This is a genomic window from Desulfosporosinus sp. Sb-LF (genome assembly GCF_004766055.1).
Taxonomy (GTDB): Bacteria; Bacillota; Desulfitobacteriia; order Desulfitobacteriales; family Desulfitobacteriaceae; genus Desulfosporosinus.
In genome coordinates this window covers 1-25,607 of the sequence record NZ_SPQR01000005.1, presented here as the reverse complement: position 1 = coordinate 25,607, position 25,607 = coordinate 1, and the positions used below count along the sequence as shown (strand labels likewise).

At 42.6% G+C, this 25,607-nt stretch carries 25 protein-coding genes, 1 pseudogene and 1 riboswitch; of the genes and pseudogenes, 11 read left to right on the top strand and 15 right to left on the bottom strand.

Going from position 1 to position 25,607, the window contains the following annotated elements; translation table 11 throughout:
• Positions 1-234: 234 nt before the first annotated feature.
• The 4 genes from E4K68_RS08315 (at position 235) to E4K68_RS08300 (ending at position 2,806) form a co-directional block, all read left to right on the top strand.
• A complete protein-coding gene (locus E4K68_RS08315) occupies positions 235-456 on the top strand; it encodes a hypothetical protein (protein ID WP_135378473.1) in 222 nt (73 codons plus the stop codon).
• 30 nt (positions 457-486) lie between these two features.
• On the top strand, positions 487-1,038 hold the full coding sequence (locus E4K68_RS08310) for an RsbRD N-terminal domain-containing protein (protein WP_348982848.1): 552 nt from the start codon (positions 487-489) through the stop codon (positions 1,036-1,038).
• 18 nt (positions 1,039-1,056) lie between these two features.
• A complete protein-coding gene (locus tag E4K68_RS08305; RefSeq protein ID WP_135378472.1) occupies positions 1,057-1,374 on the top strand; it encodes a TusE/DsrC/DsvC family sulfur relay protein in 318 nt (105 codons plus the stop codon).
• A 376-nt stretch (positions 1,375-1,750) separates the two neighbouring features.
• Positions 1,751-2,806: a permease gene (locus tag E4K68_RS08300; protein WP_135378471.1), complete on the top strand. Its 1,056-nt coding sequence runs from the start codon at positions 1,751-1,753 to the stop codon at positions 2,804-2,806.
• 777 nt (positions 2,807-3,583) lie between these two features.
• On the opposite strand, the gene E4K68_RS08295 is transcribed toward E4K68_RS08300, so the two are convergent.
• Together E4K68_RS08295 and E4K68_RS08290 are read right to left on the bottom strand one after the other, a co-directional pair.
• Positions 3,584-4,324, bottom strand: a complete 741-nt coding sequence (locus E4K68_RS08295; protein ID WP_135378470.1) for a precorrin-6A/cobalt-precorrin-6A reductase — start codon at positions 4,322-4,324, stop codon at positions 3,584-3,586.
• Positions 4,325-4,373: 49 nt separating this feature from the next.
• The gene (locus E4K68_RS08290) at positions 4,374-5,390 is read right to left on the bottom strand and encodes a HoxN/HupN/NixA family nickel/cobalt transporter (RefSeq protein ID WP_135378469.1); all 1,017 of its coding nucleotides are present in this window, start codon (positions 5,388-5,390) and stop codon (positions 4,374-4,376) included.
• A 170-nt stretch (positions 5,391-5,560) separates the two neighbouring features.
• Positions 5,561-5,751, bottom strand: a riboswitch (cobalamin riboswitch).
• A 161-nt stretch (positions 5,752-5,912) separates the two neighbouring features.
• On the opposite strand from E4K68_RS08290, the gene E4K68_RS08285 reads away from it, so the two are divergent.
• From E4K68_RS08285 to E4K68_RS08265, 4 genes and pseudogenes are all read left to right on the top strand, one after another.
• Complete coding sequence (locus E4K68_RS08285; RefSeq protein WP_135378468.1) at positions 5,913-6,407, top strand: hypothetical protein; 495 nt, start codon at positions 5,913-5,915, stop codon at positions 6,405-6,407.
• Positions 6,408-6,421: 14 nt separating this feature from the next.
• Positions 6,422-6,643 carry an SHOCT domain-containing protein gene (locus tag E4K68_RS08280; protein WP_135378467.1) on the top strand — a complete coding sequence of 74 codons (222 nt, stop codon included), beginning with the start codon at positions 6,422-6,424 and terminating at the stop codon, positions 6,641-6,643.
• Positions 6,644-6,733: 90 nt separating this feature from the next.
• Positions 6,734-7,024 carry an SHOCT domain-containing protein gene (locus E4K68_RS08275; protein ID WP_135378466.1) on the top strand — a complete coding sequence of 97 codons (291 nt, stop codon included), beginning with the start codon at positions 6,734-6,736 and terminating at the stop codon, positions 7,022-7,024.
• A gap of 376 nt (positions 7,025-7,400) precedes the next feature.
• Positions 7,401-7,556 (top strand): annotated as a pseudogene (locus E4K68_RS08265) (DsrE/DsrF/DrsH-like family protein); the annotation flags it as partial.
• Between the two features lie 146 nt (positions 7,557-7,702).
• Here the strand turns inward: E4K68_RS08265 and E4K68_RS08260 are convergent.
• The 12 genes from E4K68_RS08260 to E4K68_RS08200 all read right to left on the bottom strand — a co-directional run bounded on the left by E4K68_RS08260 (position 7,703) and on the right by E4K68_RS08200 (position 21,425).
• Positions 7,703-9,106, bottom strand: a complete 1,404-nt coding sequence (locus tag E4K68_RS08260; protein WP_135378465.1) for a HAMP domain-containing sensor histidine kinase — start codon at positions 9,104-9,106, stop codon at positions 7,703-7,705.
• Between the two features lies 1 nt (position 9,107).
• Entirely contained in the window at positions 9,108-9,800 is a 693-nt protein-coding gene (locus E4K68_RS08255) for a response regulator transcription factor (protein WP_135378464.1), read from the bottom strand.
• Between the two features lie 192 nt (positions 9,801-9,992).
• The gene (locus E4K68_RS08250) at positions 9,993-11,360 is read right to left on the bottom strand and encodes a 4Fe-4S binding protein (RefSeq protein ID WP_135378463.1); all 1,368 of its coding nucleotides are present in this window, start codon (positions 11,358-11,360) and stop codon (positions 9,993-9,995) included.
• Positions 11,361-11,362: 2 nt separating this feature from the next.
• Positions 11,363-11,992, bottom strand: coding sequence for a hypothetical protein (locus E4K68_RS08245; protein WP_135378462.1), 630 nt, complete (start codon positions 11,990-11,992; stop codon positions 11,363-11,365).
• Between the two features lie 1,983 nt (positions 11,993-13,975).
• Complete coding sequence (locus tag E4K68_RS08235; protein WP_158291394.1) at positions 13,976-14,509, bottom strand: TlpA disulfide reductase family protein; 534 nt, start codon at positions 14,507-14,509, stop codon at positions 13,976-13,978.
• A 27-nt stretch (positions 14,510-14,536) separates the two neighbouring features.
• Positions 14,537-15,364 carry a cytochrome c biogenesis protein CcdA gene (locus E4K68_RS08230; RefSeq protein ID WP_243450309.1) on the bottom strand — a complete coding sequence of 276 codons (828 nt, stop codon included), beginning with the start codon at positions 15,362-15,364 and terminating at the stop codon, positions 14,537-14,539.
• Positions 15,365-15,399: 35 nt separating this feature from the next.
• Entirely contained in the window at positions 15,400-16,536 is a 1,137-nt protein-coding gene (locus tag E4K68_RS08225) for an FtsX-like permease family protein (RefSeq protein ID WP_135378460.1), read from the bottom strand.
• Positions 16,537-16,652: 116 nt separating this feature from the next.
• Positions 16,653-17,816, bottom strand: a complete 1,164-nt coding sequence (locus tag E4K68_RS08220; RefSeq protein ID WP_135378459.1) for an FtsX-like permease family protein — start codon at positions 17,814-17,816, stop codon at positions 16,653-16,655.
• Between the two features lie 12 nt (positions 17,817-17,828).
• Complete coding sequence (locus E4K68_RS08215; RefSeq protein WP_135378458.1) at positions 17,829-18,512, bottom strand: ABC transporter ATP-binding protein; 684 nt, start codon at positions 18,510-18,512, stop codon at positions 17,829-17,831.
• Between the two features lie 217 nt (positions 18,513-18,729).
• The gene (locus E4K68_RS08210; RefSeq protein WP_135378457.1) at positions 18,730-19,302 is read right to left on the bottom strand and encodes a DUF2318 domain-containing protein; all 573 of its coding nucleotides are present in this window, start codon (positions 19,300-19,302) and stop codon (positions 18,730-18,732) included.
• A 162-nt stretch (positions 19,303-19,464) separates the two neighbouring features.
• Positions 19,465-20,817, bottom strand: coding sequence for a 4Fe-4S binding protein (locus E4K68_RS08205; protein ID WP_135378456.1), 1,353 nt, complete (start codon positions 20,815-20,817; stop codon positions 19,465-19,467).
• 20 nt (positions 20,818-20,837) lie between these two features.
• Positions 20,838-21,425: a hypothetical protein gene (locus tag E4K68_RS08200; protein ID WP_135378455.1), complete on the bottom strand. Its 588-nt coding sequence runs from the start codon at positions 21,423-21,425 to the stop codon at positions 20,838-20,840.
• 362 nt (positions 21,426-21,787) lie between these two features.
• Between E4K68_RS08200 and E4K68_RS08195 the strand changes: the two genes are divergently transcribed.
• From E4K68_RS08195 to E4K68_RS08185, 3 genes are read left to right on the top strand one after another with little or no spacing between them, the layout of a single operon-like run.
• The gene (locus E4K68_RS08195) at positions 21,788-23,146 is read left to right on the top strand and encodes a sigma-54 dependent transcriptional regulator (protein ID WP_135378754.1); all 1,359 of its coding nucleotides are present in this window, start codon (positions 21,788-21,790) and stop codon (positions 23,144-23,146) included.
• Positions 23,147-23,162: 16 nt separating this feature from the next.
• The gene (locus E4K68_RS08190) at positions 23,163-24,281 is read left to right on the top strand and encodes an ATP-binding protein (protein WP_135378454.1); all 1,119 of its coding nucleotides are present in this window, start codon (positions 23,163-23,165) and stop codon (positions 24,279-24,281) included.
• A 27-nt stretch (positions 24,282-24,308) separates the two neighbouring features.
• Positions 24,309-24,932: an SDR family oxidoreductase gene (locus tag E4K68_RS08185; protein WP_243450308.1), complete on the top strand. Its 624-nt coding sequence runs from the start codon at positions 24,309-24,311 to the stop codon at positions 24,930-24,932.
• 73 nt (positions 24,933-25,005) lie between these two features.
• Here E4K68_RS08185 and E4K68_RS20330 read toward each other — a convergent pair whose 3' ends face one another.
• On the bottom strand, positions 25,006-25,230 hold the full coding sequence (locus E4K68_RS20330) for a hypothetical protein (protein ID WP_158291393.1): 225 nt from the start codon (positions 25,228-25,230) through the stop codon (positions 25,006-25,008).
• Between the last annotated feature and the right edge of the window lie 377 nt (positions 25,231-25,607).

The following is a 25,607-nucleotide window of genomic DNA, read 5'->3' as shown; positions in this document are numbered from 1 at the left end:
GAGCTATAAAGCTTTATAGCTTAAAAGGTAAGCGTCTCTGGAAACGAATTGAAGTGCGGGCTCCGATTTTAAAAATCGGAGCTTTTTCTATTGAACGATATGTATTCACGAAAAGGGCTTCATTGAACAATAATTGAAAATCCTAAAAAGGGATATACTAACTCAGGATCATAAATTGTTTGAATTAAGGTATGTTGATTAAACTAATGTGGTAAAGAAAGCGGGGTCAACATTATGGATAAAGGAGCTGCGGATCCGATTATTAAAGAGAAAGTTCTTGCGTATTTGGATACAGTGACGAAGGCAAAGAGTAGGGATGTGGCAGTTGCGATTGGCGAGAAGAAGAGTAGCGTTGATCTGGCTGTCAAGGAACTCACCGCTGAAGACAAAGTGGAGTATCTTTATATAACCACCACCTATATCGCTCTAAAAGACAAAGTTCCACCGCCAGTTTAATCCAAAATATTTTTTACAAGGAGTTGCAAAATGGGTATGAATCTCACAGCCCTCTTGGAAGAAAAGAGATCCATTATTTTGGAGAAGTGGTTCGATGGGATTCTGGGGACGTATCCGACGGATACGTCGGGTTTTATGAAAAAGCAAAAAGATAGGTTTGCAAACCCAGTTGGACATTCGATCTCCCAGGGAATTCAAGGTATTTTCGGGGCACTCCTCGGCGAGAAAGACTTTGCCGAGGGCTTACCTTTTCTTGAAGATATTATCAAAGTAAGGGCAATTCAAGATTTTACCTCCGCCCAAGCAATGGGTTTTATCTTTCTTCTTAAACGAACAGTTCGAGAAACGCTAATCGAGGAAATAAGGCAAAACCAAATATATGATGAGTTATTAGATTTTGAATCAAAGGTCGATGAGCTAGCTCTTTTTGCATTTAATATCTATGTCAAATGTCGGGAACAACTTTATGAACTTAAATCTGAAGAGCTCAAAAGGATGACTCATACGCTCTTGAAAAAAGCAAATTTGGCGTACGAAATTCCGTTCGATGAGTTGAACACAGTGACTAAAAATAATGAATAGAGAAATGAGGTAGAAGAAATGGCACAACTTAAAGTTGGAGATTTAACAGTAGAACTGGATGAAGATGGCTTTCTCGAGGATCATTCAGTATGGACTGAAGATGTAGCGAGAGCACTCGCTAACACCGAGGAGGTGGAAGAGCTTACAGAGGAACATTGGAAGCTGATCAATTACCTCAGGGGCTATTATGATCAGTTTGGTGTCGCTCCCATGGTTCGTAAAATGGTTAAGGATTCTGGTTTTGACCAGAAGAAGATCTATGATTTATTTCCAGCTGGTCCAGGGAAGGGTGCTTGTAAGATAGCAGGTCTACCGAAACCAACAGGCTGCGTATAACCCTAGCTGAAACAAAAACTCTCGCAAGGTAGTTACCACAATGTTCTTTCCAATGTTGATCAAACCGCATTTTAAAAACAAGTTGGTTAAAAAGAAAAGTGGCAAAGGATTTGAACACTGCCACTTTTCTTTTTCATTTATTTCATTAATAATGAAATAAATGAAAAAGAAAGGCAAAAGGTTACTAGTTAAGTTTTTATCAAGTATGCTATAACCTTGTATAGAGAGGACTACTTCAACTAATATTTTACTGTTGCTAAATGTTAGATTTACATTTATTATATAACCTTGGAGTGATCAGCTCAGATAATACAAATATTATCTGAGCTGATCAAGAGTTAAGTTGATTTTGGCAAAAAGAGAGGGAGTCGTGTTCGTGCAAGTGCAAACGGCCAAAAGGCAAATTCGCAATTATTTTCCCTATGTCCTTTTATTCGCAATTATTTTTGTTATAGGTGTTTGGTATGTTAAATGGAACCCATATTATCACAAAGCGTTTCTGGCAGCCAGCAAACATTCTATTGGGGATTCCATTATTTCAGGCAAAGCGGCTATTCCACCAGACCCATCATGGTCCGCAGCCTGGAATTATGCAATTGCCTATTTTAACTCCGTATGGAAGGCTGTAATTTTAGGGCTCTTATTGGGTTCTTTGGTACAGATATTATTACCCAAAAATTGGATTTCAAAGATCTTTGGGGGATCTGATTTTAGAAGTACTGCACTAGCTGGGGTTGCTGGCATTCCTTCTATGATGTGTACCTGTTGTTCCGCTCCAGTTGTAGTCGGCTTGCGAGAAAGAAAGGCTTCCGTTGGTGCAGCAGTGGCCTATTGGCTCGGGAATCCTGTTCTTAATCCTGCAACGATTATTTTTATGGGCTTTGTACTTTCCTGGAAATTAGCTTTTTTCAGAATTATTGCGGGAATCATAATGGTTTTCGGAATTGGTTATTTTGCTAATCGTTGGGCAAAAAATGATGGTGTCCCTGAGGATTTGGTGCCGGATGCTCTGAACAACGAGGAAGAAAGCAATCTGTTTATAAGTTGGATGAGGGCACTCTTCCCCCTTATTCGAGACACTATTCCAGCTTATTTTATTGTGGTTCTGATTCTAGGGGCTGTTCGAGCATGGTTGTTTCCAGCGATTGGTGCAGCTTGGGCTAACAGCCTTCTTGCTGTGATCGGGCTGGCCATTGCTGGAACCTTGTTTATTATCCCAACCGCAGGCGAGATACCCATAGTTCAGTCTTTAATGGCGTTTGGCTTAGGTGTTGGGCCGGGAGTTGCTTTACTAATGACATTGCCCGCTATAAGTTTACCATCCCTACTCATGGTCAAACATGTCTTCCCCACAAAGGTCCTGCTTTTTGTAGGGAGTGCAGTAGCGCTAGTAGGTATTCTTAGTGGTGTAGTTGCTATGTTGGTATTCTAAAAGCTAACAAAAGGGAAAAGGCATAAGTTAATAAGGTGAGGCTGATCTGGTCTAACTGAACCAGGTCAGCCTTTTTATCGATTTTACTTCACTACAAATTGCAGAATGCTTTGTTCATAAGAAATTCACAACTTTTTAATGGGATGATCGTATCCAAAGGTTACACTAAGAAAACATGGTAACAGACAAGACTCTCGGGTGTGAGGTCCGACGGGTTTTGTCTGTTTTCATTATCTGTAATTAATTAGTTTCTTTTATATCAGGTACTAATGAGCCTATCAATAGAAATAGTTCCAGCTCCGTTAATTAATAAGAAGAGTGCGGATTAGTTCTTATTTGGATTCGGAATATAACCTAATCGGAAATTGTTCTTAAAAAAAGGCATGTTTGAGTAACAGACCGTCAGAAAACAAGCCTTATATACGTATTACAATAAAAGATGGATTTTTGGGGGGGAGTTTATATCAGAGGACTAGATTTCTTGGTAACAGCCATATGCTTCTCTATTTTGGGTTATGGATTATGCTACATTACTCTTTCCAGTAACAATAAATTGAAAGTAAAATCGGTGTCCGAGAAAGTATATGGAGAGACGAGGAAGTGACCTTTCATCGGAGCAACGTCAAACGATGATGAATTCAACTGTCATGCAAAGTAAAACATTATGACACGGAGCTAGGAATAGTTTAAAGTTGTTGTTCGTATAAAAGAGCAGTTGCTACATCTAAGGGCATCTGCTCTTTTATCGATTTCACGTTCCCTGCAAAACGTTACTTTCTAAAGTTGGTTGATTGGACTATCAACAAAATTATGATCTACCCAATCTAGTAATTCGTGAGTGCTGCATACTGTCAAACCAGTGTTAGTTTTAGTTTTTTTGACCAGCACGATTTCTAATCCGAGTTCTAAAGCGGCCGAAACTTTTGTATCCGTCCCACCAGCGAGACCACTGTCTCGTGTCAAGAGAATATCTGCTCCGTAAAACTTAAATAAGGCTCTATTGATCTCTTTGGAAAATGGGCCTTGCATAGCGACAATATCTCGTGGATGAATGCCAACATCATTGCATTTTTGCACCAATCGCCCTTCCGGAAGGATACGCACGACCAGACGAACTGAGCGGGAGAAGGAGCTGTTAACAATACTGTGTAGTTGATGGCTGCCAGTCGTTATAAAGATCGTAATCAGACGACCTTTTAGGTGGTATAAGGTGTCAACGCGTTGTTCAAGTTGGAGCAAAGCCTCTTCCCAAGTGTAGACTGGGAAAATTAAGGGACTGGACGGAACTTTGGTTTCCGGTCTTTCTAACCTTATATAAAGAATCCCTCGTTGTTCACACCATTGTCGTAATGGGGGAATTTTTATACTAGAAGAGGGATGGCTAGCATCAATGACCACTGAAGGGGTCAAGCTGGTTTCATCAGTCCAGCTCTGTTTTCGTATTAAATCGAGTCCCCTGGCTTTTAATTGTGTACTAAGCTCACGTGCCGCTGCAGATTCTCCCAAAAGAATAATCATTTATTGTTGACCTCCGTATTGAATCCGAATCACTGAAATAATTCATACACTATGCATTTTCGAAACCTAAGATCCTCCAGAGCGAATAAGATATTGCCCAAGTTAAGATAAAAAGACCTACCAGTAGATAGCCGATCGAGCCGAAGTTTAGGCTTTGGATCCATCCCCAAAAGCCGCGATGAAATCCAAGCTTTGTTGAAATAATCTGTGCAAGTTCAATGGAGCCAATTACTAGTGCAGCGATTACGGATAGACCTGTAACCGATAGATTATAGTAAATTTTGCGAAGCGGAGTGGAAAAAGCCCAATGATAAGCAGTGGTCATAAAGATTCCATCTGCAGTGTCCATCAAGCTCATGCCAGCAGCAAATATAATGGGTAGAGATAAAATGGCTGTAATTGGCATACCTTTGGTACCAAGAGTAGCAGAAATAGCCAATAAGGCTACCTCCGATGCAGTATCGAAACTTAGCCCGAAGAGAAAACCCAGGGGATATACATGCCAGCTCTTGTTAATTAATCGATAGAGTGGCTTAAAGAAACGGGTTACGAAACCGCGACTTAAGAGTAGTTGATCAAGATTTTCCTCATCAAACTCACCCTGACGCATTTTACGAAAAAAACCATATATATCAAACCAAATGTAAAGATTAAATAGTCCTATTAGAAGGAGAAAACTTCCGGCAACCGCTGTGCCTATCACACTTGCGACATTTTGTATTTGTGGGATATTTTGCTGCGCCCAGTGCATGGAGAGTGCGGTGATTATCGCCATAATACATACAACTGTAGAATGACCAATCGAGAAGAAAAAGCCAACCCCCAGAGGGTCTTGCTTTTGCTGAATCATTTTGCGCACAGTATTATCGATGGCGGCAATATGATCAGCATCAAAAGCATGACGTAAGCCCAGCGTATAGGAAAGAAAGGCAAATCCCAGTAATTGAGGGTGTTGCTTGATATTTAGAAACATCATTATGATGCCTAAAAGGTGTAACCCAGTCACTGCTGCGCCATAACCCAGCCACTTAGGGCGACTTTTCATTGTTTGAGTGATATCTTTCATCTTTTCTTCCTCCTGATCCACTGTCTATAAAAAGAACGTTAACCAGATTCAGTTTAGGAATACAAAAATAAAAACCCTTCACCATAGAAGGGTTAAAAGTTTAACATGTATCAGACAACCGGAGTTGAAATATCGACACAAGTATACACCCCCTAACATTCCCGTAGGTAGTTTTCACATTTAGAATAAGCAGGTCTCCTGGCTCAAGATCATCATCAATTCACGTCTTCCCAGGTAAGTCCCAGTGACATGATGTGAATTGATTCCCTCTTACAGTGGCGGGTACCGCGTCAGCCTTCTACTGACTTTCCTTTTCAATTCCTTCCCTCAAGAAGAAATCACTTATTCCTAACTATTTAGTTCTTTTCAAGAATACCATGAAGCAAGTAAGTTTGTCTCTAAATTCATAAGAAATTCACAACTTCTTCATGAGAATAACGGATACTAGAGTTATACTAAGGTCATGGAAATAACAAATACAACAAAGAATCTTAACTTTAAAATTTTAGGGAGGAATATACAATGGAAAAATTAAGTAAAAAGGTCACGGCAATCCTCGGAACCGCAACGTTAGCAGTAGGGCTCATGGCTTTACCAGCTCTCGCTGGAACGACTCAGCAACCAGGTAATGGATGGGTTGGTCAAATGCAGGGATTCATGCAACAAACCTTTTCACCAGGACAACATCAAGCACTTGTGAATTCGCCTGCCATGCAAAATCTGCATAATTCAGCAGGGATGCAGAACGCTATGCAAACGGGTGATGTTAAGGCAATGCAAAATCTTATGAATTCAGACCCAGCTGTAAAGGCTCAAATTGGGCAAGACAACCTTGATAAAATGAACCAATTCATGAGTAACGCCGGAGGGAGCATGATGACAAACGGTGGTGGTATCACTAGTTCTCGAGGAACGATGATGAACGGGAGTAGGATTGGGAGTGGAACCAGAGCTGCAAATAAGGGTGGTAATATGATGGGTTCTGGTAGAGGAATGGCAACTCAATCAAATAACTAAAGGGGGAATCTCAAATGATGTTTGGTTTAATCATCTTAGTCATTGTAGCATATTATATGTTCAATTCATCCCATGCTGGAGGGTTATGCTGCACGAACCATCAATCCCAGGCGCATTCTCCAATGGATATCTTGAATGATCGATATGCACGGGGTGAGATTAATCGTGAGGAATACCTTGAGCGGAAACAAGAACTGTCTGGACAAAAGCAAACAATATCAATTAAAAAGGGATAATCAAGTGCTTTGAATTAATTTGTTAGAGGTTAAACTTTGTTAAGATTATGTTCTGGCATTAAATTGGTATTTTTTGAAGGAGGGATTCACATGATGGGTGGCTGGGGTAATATGATGGGCGGATGGAGAAACGGTGGTTACGGTTATGGTGGCTACGGAGGCGGATATGGGTGGATAGGTATGATGGGAATAATCATGCCTCTTATCTTCGGAATCGGGATCATTCTACTGAGTATCTACTTATTTCGTCGTAATTCTTCACAAGTTCATACAAACGGATTTGGCAAACAGAATAGTGGATTAGACATTTTGCGAGAACGCTATGCGCGTGGCGAGATTGATTCAGCAGAGTATCAAAGCCGCAAACAGGATTTGAGCTAATTTGGGTAGAAGAAAATTACGTTGTGAAATAAACAATGGATACAAGAAAAGTGTAGGGTCTCCTCAGGGAGACACTGCACTTTTCATTACTATGAATTGAAGGGAAGCTAAAAATGTTCAGTAAGCGGTGCGGAAATTAGTTTCCTACGGTGCCACGTACGTCCGTTTTCTCTGCCGAAATCTCAGGATAATCAACCAATTTTTCTGGCAGAATATCAAGGTAAGCCAGTCTTTATTGACTTTTGGGCCTCATGGTGTCCGCCCTGCCAAGCTGAAAGCCTGGACTTGGTCAAGGCCTACTTTAGATATGGGGATAAAGTCCAGTTTATCGGGGTGAATTTGACTTTTCAGGACTCTCTAACGGATGTGAATGTTTTCAGCAATGGATAGTGGTGTGGAAGTAGTTACATGTTCAATGACCATCGATCTTATGGGTTTAAAGCAGGAAGAACTTATTGATGGAATTAAAATTGGTGGAGTTGGCTATTATTTAGGTGAAGCCGAAGAATCGAATGTAAATTTATTTATTTAAAGATTTCTAAAGTATATAAGTTCTGATTTATAATCTACAACTTCATCATCCAAACACCACTGTTAATATAGGGTAATTCTAAGTTTCTTTCTGCAATAAGTTGATTCTTACTGATGGTCAGAAAGATAATAAAAGTGGCTGAGGATTTAATCCTCAGCCACTTTTAGGTCTTTAGGAAGTTTGACGATGAATTCAGTCTCTTTCCCGACGTCACTCTGCACGGAGATTGTCCCATGATGAAGAGCTGTGATTTGCTGGACCAGCGCCAGACCAATGCCCGTTCCCCCGGTTTCGCGGGTTCGAGATTTGTCGGCACGGTAAAAACGCTCGAATATTAAAGGTAGATCTTCTTTAGGGATGCCGATGCCTGTGTTCTTTATTCTGATTTCGGCGAAATCAGGTTCTTGTATAAGCGTGATGGTGATTTGTCCGCCAACATTTGAGTACCGATAGGCATTGTGCACGAGATTATAAAAGAGCCTTGTCAGAAGGCGCGCGTCCCCCGTCGTAGTCACGTGTTCTAAGGGAGCGTTCCAACTCATGATTAATTCTTTTTCTTGAATAAGCGGCTGGAGACTATGGATCACTTTTCCAAGAAGATGCTTTAAATCTACTGGTTCGTGGATTAACGCTAAAGCACCTATTTCCGCTACATTTAAGTCTTTGAGGTCACTGGATAGGTCAACCAAGCGGTCAATTTCTTCATGAATGGAGGAGAGATTTTCCTCATCGGCAGGCAGGACGTTGTCTTGGAAGGCTTCGATATAGCTTTTAATTGAGGTTAATGGAGTACGCAGTTCATGGGCGATGTCTGCGGTAAATTGTTTGCGGAGGGTTTCTTGGCGATTTAAATTGTCGACCATTGCGTTAAAAGCGGTGGCCAATTGCCCCACCTCGTCTTTGGCTTGAATAACAACGCGTTCATCAAGGTGTCCCTGGCCAATACGTTCGGCGGCTTGAGTTAAACGCTTCAGCGGTGCGACGAGACGGCGGCTTGTGAAGTAACTGAGGATAATCCCAAATAGAAGCGCCAACCCTCCAGCGAAGAGGAGAGAACGAAAAACTGAGGACTGAAAGAGAACATCCTGAGGATTGAGAATCGGTGCGGTCGCCGGGTAGCGGATTAGTGCTGTGGCTAAAGTTCCGTGAGTTCCTGTTACAGTTAAAGTTTTCGTTTTCCAACTCGTAGTGGAAGAAGAGGACATGCCCATACTCATGCTCATGCTCATGCTCATTCCGCCTTGACCGTGCATCATGTCTTCCATCACGTTACTCAACGTGGCGATAAGTTTACCGGTCGGATCTGTCAGAGTGACGACCGTACCGATCGGAAGGGTATGGCTGATTTCATCTAAAGCCGTAGCATCCCAAGTTCCTTTACTTTGATAAAGGTCACTTAGACGAGAAGGCAATTGTTCCAAGATTGTTTCGTTTGTCTTGGTTAGATAATCGCTGAATTGTTGATGGAAGACAAGATTCACGGCGAGCATGCTAAAGGTTAAAGTAATCAGCGAAATGATCAGTGTGGAAAGAAATAGTTTTCTACGCATCTCAGCCCCCTGCACTTGCATTGAATTTGTAGCCAACGCCATAAACGGTCATAATAATTTGTGGATCGCTAGGGATGGCTTCGATTTTTTGGCGGATCTTCTTAATATGAGCATCGATCACGCGGTCATCTCCGTCAAAGTCATATCCCTGAACGATCTCAACCAGCTGCCCCCGTGAGTACACTCGTCCAGGGTGTTTCGCCAAAGCTCCAAGGACCTTAAACTCTGTTGGGGTTAAAGAGATCTCTTGATCATGAAGCCGGATCTCGTGTTGTATATTATCGATGGTAAGACCGTTATCGTAGGAGATCACGTCTGCCAGCGGTGCAGTTTCAATACTAGTTCGGCGTAAAACAGCCCGGACACGGGCGACCACTTCACGAGGACTAAAAGGTTTCGTAATGTAATCATCCGCACCAATACTCAATCCATTAATGCGATCCTCCTCCTCGACTTTAGCGGTGAGCATGATGATGGGTACGGAGGATATTTTTCGAATTTCACGGCAAATTTCGGTCCCGGATATTCCAGGGAGCATTAAATCCAAGATGAGCAGGTCAAATGGGTTTTCTTTAAACATGGTTAGAGCGACAAGACCGTTAATAGCCGTGCTGACATGAAACCCTTCTTGTTGAAGGTAGGCTTTGAGTACGGTTGTAATCTTTTTTTCGTCATCAACGAGTAAAATTCGCATAATGGATAAACTCCTTCCAAATTTTATTATGTACGTTCCAAGGAGTATAATTAAAGTAACCCATGTGCAAGTTCATAAGTAATGAGTACATAAGTCATTATAACAGCATGACAAGAGTTATACAGGGAAATGATAGCGTAAACGCACTCGATTTCGCGAGTGCGTTTACGCGTCAACACTGAAAATATTAAGTTACATTCTCATTCCCATTCTTACAGTAAAGGTAAGAAAGTTCAAGATGCCGAAGAGCAAGATAACTACTAAATATGGCATAGAGACGGATAGGGCCTTGCCCACTCCATAGTTCTTTTTAGCAATTCTGTAGGCCGTGTAAAGTGAACCGAGAGTTCCGGCAATAACCAAGAAGTACTGCATGATTTGAATGGTCGGATCAGAAATGAAGTTGGTAGGTCCCTCGAGATGCGTTCCAAATAGCCCCATAAACGTGTAGTAGATTGATTTTCCTTCGGCGAGAAGATGGAACAAGTTGTGGGCCATGTGGGAAGCGAGGTCAAGTGGAATGACGGCATAACCAAAACGTGCAAAGGCATTACGTAAAGTCTCACCGGTGAAACGCCTGGAAATTGCAGTCGCTGCAAAAAGTAGTAATACCGGAGTAGTCATAGCAAAAATAAAGAGAATTGTAAAAGCAATATCTTGATTAGCAATCCCCAATGTTCTTTCTACCCATACGAGAAAGGACGGGTAAAAGTCTAACATCGTAATATTTTGGACAAACACAATTCCAACAATGACAATCGCTAAGAAAGATTCTTCGAAATGTGCCCTAGTCATAGACCAAAATTCACTGGTGGGTTTACGAGGAGTTAGTCGGATAGAATCATGGGGACAGCTTTTAATGCAGTTGCCACAAAGATTACAGTTGGCATTGGTTTCCATAGCCATCGGGAATTCAAACATAGGGCAGCCTGGTGTTTTTGTATTGCCCTTGAAGCAATCTCTCGTTGTACAAGTTTTGCAAGTGTCTTTGTCTGCACGAAGCTCTAGCATACCGGCTCGGGAATAGTTACCGGACAAACTACCGAGGAAACATAAATAACGGCACCAGGTACGACGTTCAAAGAGCATTGCGGTAACCATGACACCGCCTAAGATGAGTAGCAAGAGGGTGCCTGACCCTCTTGGAGATTCAACGATACCCCAGACGTGGTCAGACCAGGTGATGAAAATAAAGGCGATATCAATAATCCAAAGCCCATATTTCCTTAGAAAATTTGGGACTTTGCGTTTAGCCCCAAAAAACTTCTGTGTTAAATCACTCACCCAGGCAAAGGGGCAGACGGCACACCAGAACCGTCCAAACAGAAAGAAGAAGAGAGGCAAGAGTGGCCACCAAAGAACCCAAGTGGCGGCAGTACCAAAATTATCGTGGGCACTCGTGGGTCCAGCAAGAGTTTCGACCATGATAACCGCGAAAACAAGCACGGCAGCCCATTGGAAAATTCGCGGATAAAGGGAACTTTGCAAAAACCATTTGAGGGGTTTAATCTTAAGAAGATTCCTATTTTGCAGGGACTTAGCCTTTACTGATTGATTCATAATTAAGCCTCCTTTGTACGACTTTGCTTACGTTTGAGGATTTGGGCAAAAATTCCGGCCAGTACTACCAATCCGCCAACACTACCAATGAGAATCCAGTTTGGGCCGGACTGAGAGACATTAAGCGGTACAGTCACGGTTGTTTTCCCAAGAGTTGGAGAACTGATATGAATGTCCTGGGTCCAATTCCCTTGTTTCGTGGGTGTAAGGGTAACCGTGTACATTCCTGGTTCCATATTGTCGAGTTTAGCTTGTCCTTGAATAGAAGTGTCTGAGGACATGCTCATCCCAGGCATGCTACTGTTCTTATTACCGTCCATGAGCATCATATCCACATTCACGGATGCATCGAGGACAGGTTGTCCAGTTGCCTTGTTTTTCACGGTAATCATGAGGCTGACGGGTTGATTCAGGGCAGGGTTCTCAGGAGTAGATTTTACATCTACTTGGAACTTGCTATCGGTAGTATCCATAGGCTTATCACCTTGTTCAGAAGTAGAAGAAGGGGTGTCAGACATGTTCATGCCCGGCATGTTATTGGATGAGGCCGATTTCGAATCAGCTAACACAGGAAGGTTAAATATTAATATAGAGATTAGGGTTAAAACCATAAGTGATAATTTCTTTTTCATAAAAGAACACTCCTTGAAATTCTATTCTGAATAAGAATATATGCAAAGTCCATGCCAAGTTTATAATGAGTCTCAAATCTTCAGGATTTATTTGATGACTAACCGCGTTAAATTGCGGTGCTAGGCTCTCAAAAGTCCTTTATTTAAAATTCCAGCTTACATAAGTTTTTAATAATACCAATCGTTTATGGACGAATTTAGTAGGATTTTAGTTTAAAGCTGTGGGATTTCCAACACTATGGTGTAGGAAATTCTACAGTTGAAGAGGGTAGGTGTACGAAGGGGGTTAATTGCAGATGATGAAGCGAATATACGCTGGGTTTAAAACGGGCATTAAGTGAAGCTAGCTATGATGTGGAAACAGATGCTCAATTGCCGTTAGTTCGATCATTGTCTGAACGTCCGCATCTAAAAATATTGTCGAATATTCTTAGATGCAATTTATATGCCCCCCAGTTTTATTACACTTAGGAAAATATAATTCTTAGCTTTGGATTCGAGTCTGATCAGTATTTAACGGCATTTTCTTCAAACAAACGACGACTAAGCGAATGAGCTCTTTACATAATTGCAAGAAATTGCGATTATATGTGGGTCTGTGTTGTGCCTTATACCACATATTAATTTTTTATATATTTACGTTTAATTCCTCCTCATGAATTGATTTATATCTTTGTCTCATTGGTTGTCCCATGTCGTTAGTGTAACTCTCTGATACGATTAACTAATGAAAAAGTTGTGAATTTCTTATGAAGAAGGGTTCCTGAAGGGTATTATATTATAGTAGTATCGATCATCATGGGGTAGTGATTTCTATTAATATCGTTCGGTCTGACTAGTTGATGTACTCAATTCTTGTCGGATACGAAAAATAAGTAAGCTGGAGCACCCTAGCCCAGTACGTACCTAGATAAACTTCCTACATCTATAGTGGTACGTTTTAAAATAGAAGGACTTCTCCTTCTAGCATCCTAGACCTGACGGGGTTTAAGGGCGAGACACGACGAGGACGAATTTTGGGACATGGGTTTAGACAAATAAGTAAAAGTGGTTGAGGATTTAATCCTCAGCCACTTTTATGTTTTTAGGAAGTTTGACGATAAACTCTATTACGGTAACGGGGCTAGTAAAAAGAGATGAGGCTAGCGTAGGCTTTCAATGGGCACCTGTCCTACTTTTTTAAGTTAGGGTTTAAGCCAAAATCACGAACCAGCACGCATCTCAACTTCAAGGTAAATTCATAATGCTGTAGTACTCTTATTGAGATCCTTAGAATGAAAGTTATTGAGTATGATCAATGATATGGGAAGATAAAGTGGCTAATCGTAAGCAGAACAAGTATATTAAAGCTATAATTTTGGCAAGGTGGTTATCTATATCAAAGAAGAGAGAAGCCCCATTACGACTTCTCTCTTCTTTGATATAGATAACCAATTGACTATCGTGTTTCTAACCTTCCCGTCCATCAAACCTAGGATGGATCATCTTAATTCAAGGACGAAGGAAGAACTACGGTGTCTTATTACTTGGGGTATTGGCACTACAGCGATAACTTTGTCTTAAACAATCCAAGTAAATATTGACCCACGATTAACATCAATGGGCTAAGGGCCTTTCTGACCACCTGTACAATAGGAATCACTTCCTGGTTAAGCCTAATTCCCAACAAGATCGTCAGTGAACCTATTAACGTGTAAACAATTATTTTACCTAGCGTAAATGAAAAGGCTGCTGATAAACACTCTTTCTTTTGGCGATTTTTGGGGTGAACTAACCTAAAGCACTAAAGTTTGTGGATAGTTGACATGGAGAGGTGGAGCCAAGTAATCTCAAAGTAGAGCCGATAATACCGGAATGTGGAGCTGCCGTGACAGACCTGACAAATAAGGATTTAATAAGTTATTTGCTTGTCCGAGGAAAGCGTACCATTGACTAAATAAAGTCATCTTATGCTCCTTTAGAAAAGAGTCCAAGTTGATAAAATTATTGAGCCTTATTCAATGCTTCTTGGAGCGTAGCTAACGTCATTCCACCCACATGGGTTGCCCTAATGATTCCGTTCTTGTCGATAAAAAAGCTTGCTGGTATTCCGTACACCTGGTAAGCATCTGCTACAGAAGCATTAGCGTTCGTGTCTAAGAGTACCGGAAAATTGGCATTACTTGATTTCAATAAGTTAACTACGTCTGAGACTTTGTCGTTAAACGTTATATTCACCGCTAGGACTGTAACATTAGCCTTATTTATCTGGTAGAAGTTTTGAATCTCTGGAATTTCGGCTTTACACGGTGGACACCAGCTAGCCCAAAAATTAAGGTAAACGGGTTTGCCTCGAAAGTTGCTCAATTTGACGGTATTGCCATTGAGATCTTTGAGGGTAAAATCTGGTGCTGTTAATCCAATCTGTGGTCCTGTTGCTTGGTTTGCTGATGGTGGAAGACTACTCTTTAGCTCTAAAGTGGCAAAAAGTGCTACGAAAACAATCCCAAGGACGACCAAAACTATTCGTTTGGACATATATTTCTCCTCTACTCTCATGAATTCTTAAAAGCCAGTAAACCCTCCGTACAAACGAATCAACCCAACGGTGATTGTGGTCATCAGATTAGTTATCAACAATATTCCTAACCCAATCATCAGATAACCGCCGATCTTGGAAAGCAATGCCCCGTAGGGAACTAATTTCCGTACTGAGCTCAGCGTGAACGCCAAAACAAAGAAAGGAATAGAAAACCCGGTGATGTAGGCCAGAATCAAAGCTAACCCTGCGGAGGGCTGGTTGGCGCTCATGACCAAAACCGAAGCCAGTATGGGCCCTATACACGGCGTCCATCCGGCAGCGAAACTAATGCCAACTAAAACGGAACCGCCATAGCCCACTCTCGTTTGGCGGTATTCCCACTTCTTCTCCATCATCAGCCACTGGGGGTTTAGCAATCCGCTCAGGGACAGCCCCATGAGAATGACAATGCCGCCTCCGATAATTCGTATTAGAGTTCGATGGGTGATAAAAACCTGCCCGAGCACGGTCGCAGACAACCCTAGCGCTAAAAAGACAATCGAAAATCCGATCACGAAGAAAAGCGTGTGGGTCAACGCCTTTAATCGGTGAGTCAAGACGTGTTTTTCGTTCCCTGAAAAAGTCATTCCGGAAATATAGGAAATATACGAGGGATACAGTGGCAGACAACACGGGGAAACAAAAGAAAGCAGCCCAGCGCTGAAAGCCAGCCAAAGAGTCGGGTGGATGCCTGTGTTGATTTCGGACGCATACCGAGAAACAAACAAAACACACGCCACAACGGCTGCAATCACGCCCACTGTACCAACGATGGTCCGGAGGCGTTGCCCTTGCATAGAAATCCTCCTCATTTGGGCACATATTTAGATCTCATAAGATCAACTTTTTAGATATAGGAAAGTGCCGCTAAAGGATCTAACTCAACGGCTCGCTTTCCCGAAAAAACAATAGAGATAATACCTATTAAGACAGAAGTGCTTATAGCAGTCAAGGCCATCAAGGGATGAAATTGGAAAGTAACGGTTTTGTGGAAAGCAATTGGACCGAGTAGAGTCGGGGTGAGTTCACCTAAAAGATATCCGAGAACCCCTCCGGATAGACTAATTAAGGAAATTTCCCTGATTAGAATGGAAAGGATATGGCGACGGCGAAAACCGATGGCTCGAAAGATCCCAATTTCCGCAATACGATCATTGATGTTACCTGTCGTCGTAACTAAGACAATCAAAACACCAATAACTCCTAATAAAGTGGAAGCTATAAAGGAGAAATTTGAAAAGCGGTCAACACTTTCTTTGGTCCCCTGAACCAGTTGGGATATTTCGGCGACCTTGGCTTCCGGTAAGAGTTGACTTAAACGGGCCGCTGTATTATCCGGTTGAGCGGTATTGAGTTCGATCATGGACCAAGAGTCTATTCCGGTGATGATGCTAGAAGTCTTAAAATTCGTAAAAACTCCATTGTCTTCTGAGCCGCCTGTTGCCTGCATTACCCCGACAACTGGATAGTTATGGTGGTTGAGTTCCAGAGTACTCCCAATCACTAGATTTTCTTTGCGGGCAAGGTCCGAACCGATAATAACTTCTTGGTTACCTGGCTGTTGTCCGTTAATATGCCACCACGGTTTCATTTTTAGTTCACTGGGAAAGTCCACTCCGATGATAAGATAACGCTTATTAATCCCCGCGACAGAACCGATAATTTTTGGGGCAATCCCGCTGATCGCAAGATCTTGGCTAGTTTTAAGTTTAGTTAAAACGTCATAGTTTAGACGTTTGATTTCGTAATTTACTCCTGAAACGGAAAGACCGCCGTAGCTGAGTGTAAAATGTTCAGACTTAGGAGTAATTACGACGTTAGCACCATATTGAGTTAAACTTTTTTGTAAATCGTCTCGCATACTTTTAGCCAATGTATTCAGCGAGACGGTTATACCGACTACTAATATAAAAGTAAGCAGTAAAAAGATGGTTTTCCCTTTACGCCGGCGCAAGTTTTGGATGGCAATATCTGTTAAAGTCATAGTTTCCTCCTATAAGAGGTCCGATGTTTCGACTTCTAGCTTCACGCATCGAACACCGAAAATTCATCGTGCTCATTTTTGTTCGGATCTCTAGCTTCTGATTCCAACCTCAGGAATTAGATGTAACGCAAAGAGTCAGTCGGGTCAAGTCTCGCTGCTTTCCAAGCCGGATACAGACTTGCTATGAAACCTATCAAAAAGGATGCGCTTAATCCGTAGACGAGCAAATTAAATTGCCAAGGGATTTGAACTTGAGCGTTGACCAAAACTGATCCAAAGCTTACGGCCGCACCCATTCCAATAAGATAACCTAATAACCCACCCAAAACACTTAATAATCCCGCCTCAGTAAGAACGATTTGGATAATGTGCCTTTTCCTAAAACCGATAGCTCGTAAGATACCGATTTCTCGGGTTCGTTCCTCAACAGAGGATTTCATAGTCATAGTTATCACTAAACTACTGGCTAGGAAGAGTATTAAGGATACGCTTCTGGCAAATAAGTTGAACTTACTGATCGTATCATTTCGTGACTCTAGGGTTGATCTTAGGGCGGTAACTTTGGTCCCGGGCAGGATGGCTGTTAACTGTTTGGTGACCTCATCGATCGGACAAGTATAGCAAAAAGCTGCGGCTTCGATGAGACTGATAGCGTTTGGTCGATTAGACAGTTTTTGGAGCACAGCTAAGTCGATGAACACAGCTTGGTCATTTTCTGTCGAACCGGTCGGTTGGACGATCCCTGCCACTGTAAAATCTTGTCCTTTAATCGTTATAGTTTGTTTAGGACTTAAACCCAGGGAACGAGCAACTTCACTCCCTAAGATAACTTCGTTGGCCGTTGGGATTTGGTTTTTGGCAAGGCCATCGAGCTTCCACCATTTTTTGAGGCGCAATTCCTGAGGAAAATCAACTCCGAGCAATAGAATTTCTTGTCCCTCGATTTTAGTGTCTACTAAAAGTTTGGGAGCTATTGTGGCCAACGTTTCCTTATTTTTAATCGTTTTCATCAGTGGAATAAGGGACATGTTTAGTTCATTGGTCTGAATGGGAGCTTCGACTGTTATACCTCCAAAGGTCATGGCTTCTCCAGTATCCGGAAGGATGAGGATATTTGACCCGAATTGATCTAGTTTGTTGGCGACATCTTCTTTCATGGCTTGGGTTGTTGTATAGAGGAAGATAATCGAAGCCATCCCAATAATTACACTGATCACTAGTAAAGCGGAGCGCATTTTACGGCGGCGCAGGTTTTGAATCGAAATATCTGTTAAACGCATTTACTCACCCCTTTAGGTCTCGTGAGAAGTTAGAGCTAAAATTCCATCACGAATATAAACAGCGCGGGAGACCCATTCTAGGTTTTCTTTGTTATGAGTCACCATTATGATGGTTAAACCGTCCTGGTTAAGGGTTTGAAACAATTCCAACAGTTCCGTCGCCGTTTTCGAGTCCAGACTTCCGGTGGGTTCATCGGCGAAAACGATTGCTGGTTGATTAACGATGGCCCGAGCAATAGCTACCCGATTTTGTTCACCACCGGACAATTGATTGGGGAGGCGTAGAGATTTTGTACCTAAGCCGACTTTATCTAGAACGCTCTGAGCCATATCTCGCTGTTCTTTGCCGGGGCGGGATGAGATTGCCAAAGGTAACATGACGTTTTCCAAGGCGGTGAGATAAGGTATTAATTGGTATTGTTGAAAGACAAAACCAACATAGTCGTGCCGGAAATCGGCTAACCGCTCGGCTTCTAATGCATAAACATCGATATCGTCGATGATAAGTTTACCAGAGGTAGGCGGATTTAACCCTCCAAGAATACTAAGTAAGGTACTTTTTCCAGAACCGGAAGGACCCATTAAGGCCAAAAATTCACCTTCAGCGATTTCAAAATTAATGTCTTTCAGGGCCTCGACGACACCGTCTCCACCTTTATAGATCTTGGTAACCTCACACACTTTTATCAAAGACACTGGGAATCTCCTCCTAACCCGAAATATTCAATAGAAGGGGTTTTAACTCTGCAGGGCGTACATCTAGGGTTATTTTACCCCGAACTTAGACTATTAGTATGCTGTAAGGTAAGAGCAAAGCAAGTGGAAAAATAACATTACGCATTAGAATGAACGCACTCGTATAAAACGAGTGCGTTTAAATATTTATTAGGTTGTAGCTAGTTCTATTTTGGGATCAAACTCTAGGTGCCCAGGTATCTAGGGCGGCTTGGGGAATCTCAAGGTTATCACCGTTTACGGAGTAGGTCAGTGCTTGGGGTGGATAGTCTTGACAACCACCGCTTGTTCCTTTGAGTGTTTGAAGATCCCAGGTTGTTCCACAAGTGTCACAAATGATTTGATTGCCGGAAATATGAAACGAGTCTCCTTTGCAAGGTTCACAATAGCTTACAGCCACCATCACTTTACCGTTAGGTTGAATAAATGCTGTCAAGGGAACCACCTTACCGTTGGCTTTGTACTCTGTCTTTATGAACTGCTTTTCTTTAACTGTACCTAGTGTAGTGACAACTTCTTTTCCGTTTTCAACCTTGCTTGGAACTATCGTTTGCTCTAATTTAGCGTTCGAACTATAATTCACTTTTTGTCCCGTATCGGCGAGCGCGGTATTTGGTTTGCTATTACTCAACAAAAAATAGGAACTTATCATAACAACAACTGCTACAATGCCAACAAGACTGTAAAGGCCTGCTTTGCTTTTCTTTGGTTGGGTGAATTTTTGTTTTTTCGCTTCACGATCGTTTTTCATTTAAAGATCCTCCTTGTTGAAGATACTTAAGCTGGGAATCAGGCTTCAAGTGGAATAATAAACCCACCTTAAATATGGTTGCAAACAAATATGAAACAAAGACGACCTGCTTATTATAGGGTTTTTTAGCGGGTTTTTAAAGATGAAAATCTTGGATTTTTGCTACATCCGCATGGACATTCTTACTGTGAAGGTAAGAATGTTTAATATACCGAAGATCAAGATGACAACTAGATATGGCATAGAGACGGACAAGGCTTTGCTCACACCATAGTTCTTTTTAGCAATTCTGTAGGCAGTGTAAAGGGAAGCAATCGTTCCGGCGATGACCAAGAAATATTGCAATATTTGAATCGCCGGATCGGAAACAAAGTCGGTCGGTCCGTCCAGATGAGCCCCGAAGAGTCCCATGAAGGTGTAGTAGACTGACTTCCCTTCAGCCAGAAGATGGAACAAGTTGTGGGCCATGTGGGAAGCAAGGTCCAATGGAATAACGGCATACCCAAAACGTGCAAAGGCATTACGCAATGTATCGCCCGTGAAACGCTTGGAAATTGCAGTGGCTGCGAAAAGGAGTAAAACCGGAGTAGTCATTGCGAAAATAAAGATGATCGTAAAAGCGATATCTTGATTAGCAATCCCTAATGTCTGCTCCACCCACTTCAGGAAGGTGGGGTAAAAGTCTAACATCGTAATGTTTTGAACAAATACAATTCCAACGATGACAATGGCTAAGAACGATTCTTCGAAATGAGCTCTGGTCATGGACCAAAATTCACTGGTGGGGATGCGGGGGGTTAGGCGAATGGAGTCATGAGGACAGCTTTTAATGCAACTCCCACAGAGGTTGCAGTTAGCGTTATTTTCCATGGCCATTGGAAATTCAAACATAGGACAGCCAGGCGCTTTATCATTCCCTTTATAGCAATCCCTTGTTTTACAGGTTTTACAAGTGTCTTTGTCAGTCCTCAGCTCTAACATACCGGCTCGGGAGTAGTTGCCAGATAAACTACCCAGGAAACAGAGATAACGGCACCAGGTACGACGTTCAAAAAGCAGAGCGGTGACCATAACGCCACCTAAGATGAGTAAGAGGAGGGTCCCGGATCCTCGGGGCGATTCTACAATTCCCCAAACGTGATCAGACCAGGTGATGAAGATGAAGGTAATATCGATGATCCAGAGACCGTTCTTGCGGATAAAATTCGGAACCTTGAGATTAGCCCCAAATAACTTTTGTGTCAAATCACTCACCCAAGCAAAGGGGCAAATTCCACACCAAAACCGTCCAAGCAGAAAAAAGAAGAAAGGGATTAATGGCCACCAAAGAACCCAAGTGGCGGCTGTGCCAAAGTTATCATGGGCGACTGAGGGTCCTGCTAACGTTTCAACCATGATGACTGCAAAAACCAATACAGTGATCCATTGAAATATTCGAGGGAATAGTGAGCTCTTAAGAAACCGTTTGAGCCATGGGTAATTAAGGAGGTTTATCGGTTGCTTTTTAGCAGACATAACTAATACCCTCTACTTTCTTAGCTTTTCTTGCGTTTCAACATGGCTGCAAGTAGTCCGACAATCACAACGACACCAGCGACACTGCCAATGAGGACTAGATTGGGTCCGGATTTTCCGACAGTGATGGGGAATTTAACGGTGCTTTCGCCCAAAGATGAAGAGATAGTAACAGATTGGTTCCATTGCCCAGGTTGGTTAAATTTCATCCCTTCTGCCATATAGGAGCCAGGGTCCATAGCCATGCCACCCATTGAGGATTGTTCTTGCATAGCTGTACCCCCTTGTTTATCCATGCTGGAAGACATGTCCATGCCAGCCATGCCGCTATCCCCAGTGCTACTGGACACCATTGTTGATTTGCTCATCATTACTTTGGCACCTGTTACGGGTTGTCCGGTAGCCTTATTCTTAATAATTATCGTCATTGTTCCTGTTTGGTTAGCCATGAGGCTTTCTGGATTGGTCTGCATAATCACATGATAAGGGCCAGCGTCTTGTTCAATTTTACCAGAGGAAGCTAGGGTATTCGTGGCAAATAAGAGAGTTAAGAGTAAGAGAGATAGGGAAAGAAGAATTTTCTTCATGGATTTTCTTTGGTAATTCATAAAACACACTCCTCAAAAAATATTGTACAGGCAATCTATATGCAAAAGCGATGCCAAGTTGCGCTTGGTTATTAATTATGATGTAATAGTGATAGTCTTGAGAGACTACTCCAGCCAGGATCTGATGGAATTTTTGGTGTCTGAGAAAAAGGTTTTGATGCTTAGAAAAACACTTAAAAAGGTAATTTAAAAGGTTCTCAAGAGGTACTTAGTTTAACATTAGTGTTGGATAAAACACAGTGTAGTGCGTCATATCCAACATAAGCGTCTTATACCAAGCAATCGACCAATAAATCGGGTCAAACTAACGCATAAAAAATAAGATCAAACAATAAGTTTGATCTTTAAGGGGAGTGGGAGAGCTGCGTCGAATTTTAGTCGCGGATGACGAAGCAAATATGCGCTGGGTTCTAGAACGGGCCTTAACAAAAGCCGGTTACGAAGTGGAGACGGCGGAGGATGGACAACTCGCTGTAGATCGGGCTCTTGCGGAGCGTCCGGATCTCATCCTTGTGGATTTAAAAATGCCGAAAATGGACGGCTTAACTGTCCTACGCACGTTGAAAGAGCATTATTCGGATTTGATGATCGTCATGATGACGGCACATGGAAGTACAGCCACAGCGGTTGAAGCTATGAAGGCCGGGGCACATGATTATTTGATGAAACCATTTGATATAGATGAACTGCTGATCACGGTGGCTAAGGCCTTTGAAGTGGAAAGCTTGCGCGAGCATGTGAACTATTTGAAAGGAGAGGCTCAGCACGGTGGTTGGCAGTTGGTGGGTAACGGTGAGAAGATGCAAGGCATCAAACATCTAGTCGAACGGGTCGCCCCGACGCCAGCAACTGTACTTATTCAAGGGGAGTCAGGTACGGGAAAAGAACTGGTGGCTCAGGCCATTCATAGTTTAAGTCCGCGAGTTGACGGGCCCTTTGTCCGTGTGAATTGTGCCGCATTGACTGAGACGATCTTAGAAAGCGAACTATTTGGACACGAGAAAGGTGCCTTTACGGGAGCCCATGTACGTAAAACAGGGAGGTTTGAATTGGCCGATGGTGGGACGCTTTTTCTCGATGAGATAGGCGAGCTGTCGTTTAATGTTCAAGCTAAATTGTTGCGGGTACTTCAGGAACGGACGTTTGAGCGGGTCGGTGGAGAGAAAACCATCAAGGTTGACGTGCGGATTATTGCGGCAACGAACCGAGATTTACTTAAAGAGGCACAAGAAGGACGCTTTCGAGAGGATTTATATTACCGACTCAATGTCTTTCCAATTTCCGTGCCTCCCTTGCGAGGACGTCAAGAGGATATTCCCTTCCTTGTCGAATATTTCTTGGAGAAACTGAGGACCTATGGGGGGAGTAAGACCCTTGGTTTAGGAGTCCTGTCTCAACTTATGACTTATACCTGGCCGGGAAATGTGCGTGAACTGGAAAATGTCGTGGAACGCATGGTGATTATTTCTCAAGGGGCAGTGATTGGGATGGAGAGTTTGCCCCTCTTTGATACTTCTTCAAAGTTAGCCAAGAGCACTGGATCCTTTGTACTACCGCCTGAGGGAGTTTCCTTAGAAGAGATCGAGAAATCCTTTCTTCAGCAGGCAATGGAACAAACAGGAGGAAACCAAAGTCGGGCGGCAAAGCGGTTAGGACTTTCCAGGCATGCCTTTTTATACCGTTTGGAAAAATACGGAATAGATCCACACTGGGGTATTTAGAGAGGAGGTCCGCTTCTTGAATCACGAACTCCTTGACCAAAATCGTACACGTACCCTTTTTGACCTCAGCGCGATCGGACTTGTTGTGGCTATTTTAACCGCTATTCACTATACGAATTACCATTATGAAATGAATTACCACATTCTATTGCAATTCGCATACTATCTTCCCGTAATTTACGCAGCCATGCGTTTTGGTCCTGCTGGAGGGATCTTATCTGGCTTGGTCATTACGCTCCTCATCATGCCGTTTATGACGCATTTTCATGCCATGAACCCATCTGCCATCTATACACAATGGGTGGAAATTGGCCTGATCAACGTCATTGGCTGGTTAACAGGATTCCTAATTGAACAGGAGAGGAGAGCGAAACGCAAATATCAAATCGCTTTAACTGTTCAAAAGGAATTAGTTGAGAAGTTAAAGCAAGAAGGTCTAGAACGTCAACGATTAGAAGAGGAAATCCGACAAACGGAACGCTTAACGGCTCTAGGGCATATGAGTGCCGGATTGGCTCATGAAATACGCAATCCCTTGGGGATTATGAAAGTGAGTATCCAACTCTTGGCTCAGGAAAAAGTTGACGATGGAGTGGTTTCAGACTATTGCCGGGTGCTTCTGGAAGAATGTGAACGGTTAAATCGCTTGGTGAGCGAGTTTTTGAGCTTTGCCCGTCCCAAGGAACCAGTACGTAGGCGGGCTGCTTTAGGAAAACTATTGGACGAAGGCGTTATCTTGATCCAGCCCGCCCTGCGGCAACATCATATTGAGTTAAAGCAAGTGCGAAGCCTAGTTGACGAGAAAGAGGTTGAGGTGGACCAGGATCAGATGAAGCAAGTAATCCTGAATATCTTGCTCAACGCCATCGATGCCCAGGGAGAAGGAGGTGCGATCCGGCTAGAGGGAGTCCAGCAGGAAGGCTTTATAGGCTTCGCCGTTAGTGACGAGGGACCTGGTATTGCGCCGGATGCCATTCCTTACATTTATGATCCGTTTTTCACGACGAAGGAAAAAGGGACTGGGTTAGGCTTATCTGTTGTTCATCGCATCCTTGATCAGCACGGGGGGAAGATATCTGCAGCGAATCGAAGTGAGCGAGGGGTTCGGGTGGAGATATTATTGCCCTTCGGTTAACCGAGGGATATAGAGCGATGACGTGAAGTGTTCGCGAAAGTATTAACTCGATTTGGCACACTAGATATTTTAGTTAATAACGCTGGCATTTTTCGGTCTGACGAGGAGGGTGTAAATAATAGAATAAAGCATCTTAATTTGGTAACCACCCCTGTACCAAGAGATTCTTTGCATATAACACGAAATATGTCCGATGAAAATTGGCAGAAGATGTTTGATGTTAATGTGAATAGCGTGTTCTATTGCACACGTGAGGCACTGAAGATAATGGAAGACAAAGGATATGGCAAGATCATAAATATAGGATCTATCGCTGGAATATCCGCTGCGAGCTCACATAGTCCAAACTATTCTGCAGCAAAGGGTGCCGTAGTATCATTCACTAAATCTGTGGCTCACGAGGTAGCCGGTTCGGGAGTCTGTGTTAATTGTATAGCTCCTGGTTATATCGAGACGGAATCGTTTATGAGGGGGCTTAATAGTATGACTCCTGAAAATCGCAATCGTTTTCTCATGCAGTTAATTCCGGTAGGGCGCATAGGGAAAGTGGAAGAAAATGCTGCTCTTGCAGTCTACCTAGCATCAGATGATGGCAATTATATGATTGGACAAATTATCAGCCCAAACGGCGGTTTGGTGATGAGTTTTTAAATAATTCTGGAAAATAAAATTGGTAAAAGAGGTCGTAGCAAGTGCTTCGGCTTCTTTTCTTATACATTTATATTTATCTCAAATTCTGATCACGACGACCATAGGTTGTGTATTTAGGGGGTGAAATCCCGTCCGGTAAGACGCAAGCCACGTCACCGATAACGAGTCTTGGATGATTAGGGGCAATCCTAGCTATTAAGAGTAGACAGTCAGATAGCAGGCCTGAAAGTGATTGAGCCACTAAACGAGTAAACCGGGAAGGACGGATTCGAAACACTGGAAGACAAATCCTACACACGTATAAGCGAGTGGACTAGGGCTTCCCCAGGGTCAAATAGCCAGGCATGCTATATGGTTACATAGCAACTCGGAGATCCTGCAGGGTCAACTGGATAAAAAAACAGTAGACAGCTCGAGATAAAGGATGTATACTAACAAAGCGCCTAAACGACGCACTGAACGGAAAAGTAAAGAGATTAAAACTCCCGAACTTTTCAATCGAGACAAAACAAATTAGTGATTGACAACGTGAGTTGAAAATGCTAAGATGTGATTCCGGCCCAAACGGGTGCTGGAAACAAAGTTTAAACCATGGTCTTTGAAAACTAAACAACAAGGACAGCCAATGAGAGAAACTCGCAAGAGTTTCAAAGAAACAATGAGCAAGTCATCATC

Coding starts and splice junctions, on each gene's coding strand:
- E4K68_RS08295 (WP_135378470.1), bottom strand. CDS start 4,324: ATGATTATTCTTTTGGGAGAATCTGCAGCGGCACGTGAGCTTAGTACA.
- E4K68_RS08290 (WP_135378469.1), bottom strand. CDS start 5,390: ATGAAAGATATCACTCAAACAATGAAAAGTCGCCCTAAGTGGCTGGGT.
- E4K68_RS08315 (WP_135378473.1), top strand. CDS start 235: ATGGATAAAGGAGCTGCGGATCCGATTATTAAAGAGAAAGTTCTTGCG.
- E4K68_RS08255 (WP_135378464.1), bottom strand. CDS start 9,800: ATGCGAATTTTACTCGTTGATGACGAAAAAAAGATTACAACCGTACTC.
- E4K68_RS08220 (WP_135378459.1), bottom strand. CDS start 17,816: ATGCGTTTAACAGATATTTCGATTCAAAACCTGCGCCGCCGTAAAATG.
- E4K68_RS08280 (WP_135378467.1), top strand. CDS start 6,422: ATGATGTTTGGTTTAATCATCTTAGTCATTGTAGCATATTATATGTTC.
- E4K68_RS08310 (WP_348982848.1), top strand. CDS start 487: ATGGGTATGAATCTCACAGCCCTCTTGGAAGAAAAGAGATCCATTATT.
- E4K68_RS08225 (WP_135378460.1), bottom strand. CDS start 16,536: ATGACTTTAACAGATATTGCCATCCAAAACTTGCGCCGGCGTAAAGGG.
- E4K68_RS08200 (WP_135378455.1), bottom strand. CDS start 21,425: ATGAATTACCAAAGAAAATCCATGAAGAAAATTCTTCTTTCCCTATCT.
- E4K68_RS08205 (WP_135378456.1), bottom strand. CDS start 20,817: ATGTCTGCTAAAAAGCAACCGATAAACCTCCTTAATTACCCATGGCTC.
- E4K68_RS08245 (WP_135378462.1), bottom strand. CDS start 11,992: ATGAAAAAGAAATTATCACTTATGGTTTTAACCCTAATCTCTATATTA.
- E4K68_RS08285 (WP_135378468.1), top strand. CDS start 5,913: ATGGAAAAATTAAGTAAAAAGGTCACGGCAATCCTCGGAACCGCAACG.
- E4K68_RS08235 (WP_158291394.1), bottom strand. CDS start 14,509: ATGTCCAAACGAATAGTTTTGGTCGTCCTTGGGATTGTTTTCGTAGCA.
- E4K68_RS08250 (WP_135378463.1), bottom strand. CDS start 11,360: ATGAATCAATCAGTAAAGGCTAAGTCCCTGCAAAATAGGAATCTTCTT.
- E4K68_RS08260 (WP_135378465.1), bottom strand. CDS start 9,106: ATGCGTAGAAAACTATTTCTTTCCACACTGATCATTTCGCTGATTACT.
- E4K68_RS08230 (WP_243450309.1), bottom strand. CDS start 15,364: ATGAGGAGGATTTCTATGCAAGGGCAACGCCTCCGGACCATCGTTGGT.
- E4K68_RS08210 (WP_135378457.1), bottom strand. CDS start 19,302: ATGAAAAACGATCGTGAAGCGAAAAAACAAAAATTCACCCAACCAAAG.
- E4K68_RS08275 (WP_135378466.1), top strand. CDS start 6,734: ATGATGGGTGGCTGGGGTAATATGATGGGCGGATGGAGAAACGGTGGT.
- E4K68_RS08305 (WP_135378472.1), top strand. CDS start 1,057: ATGGCACAACTTAAAGTTGGAGATTTAACAGTAGAACTGGATGAAGAT.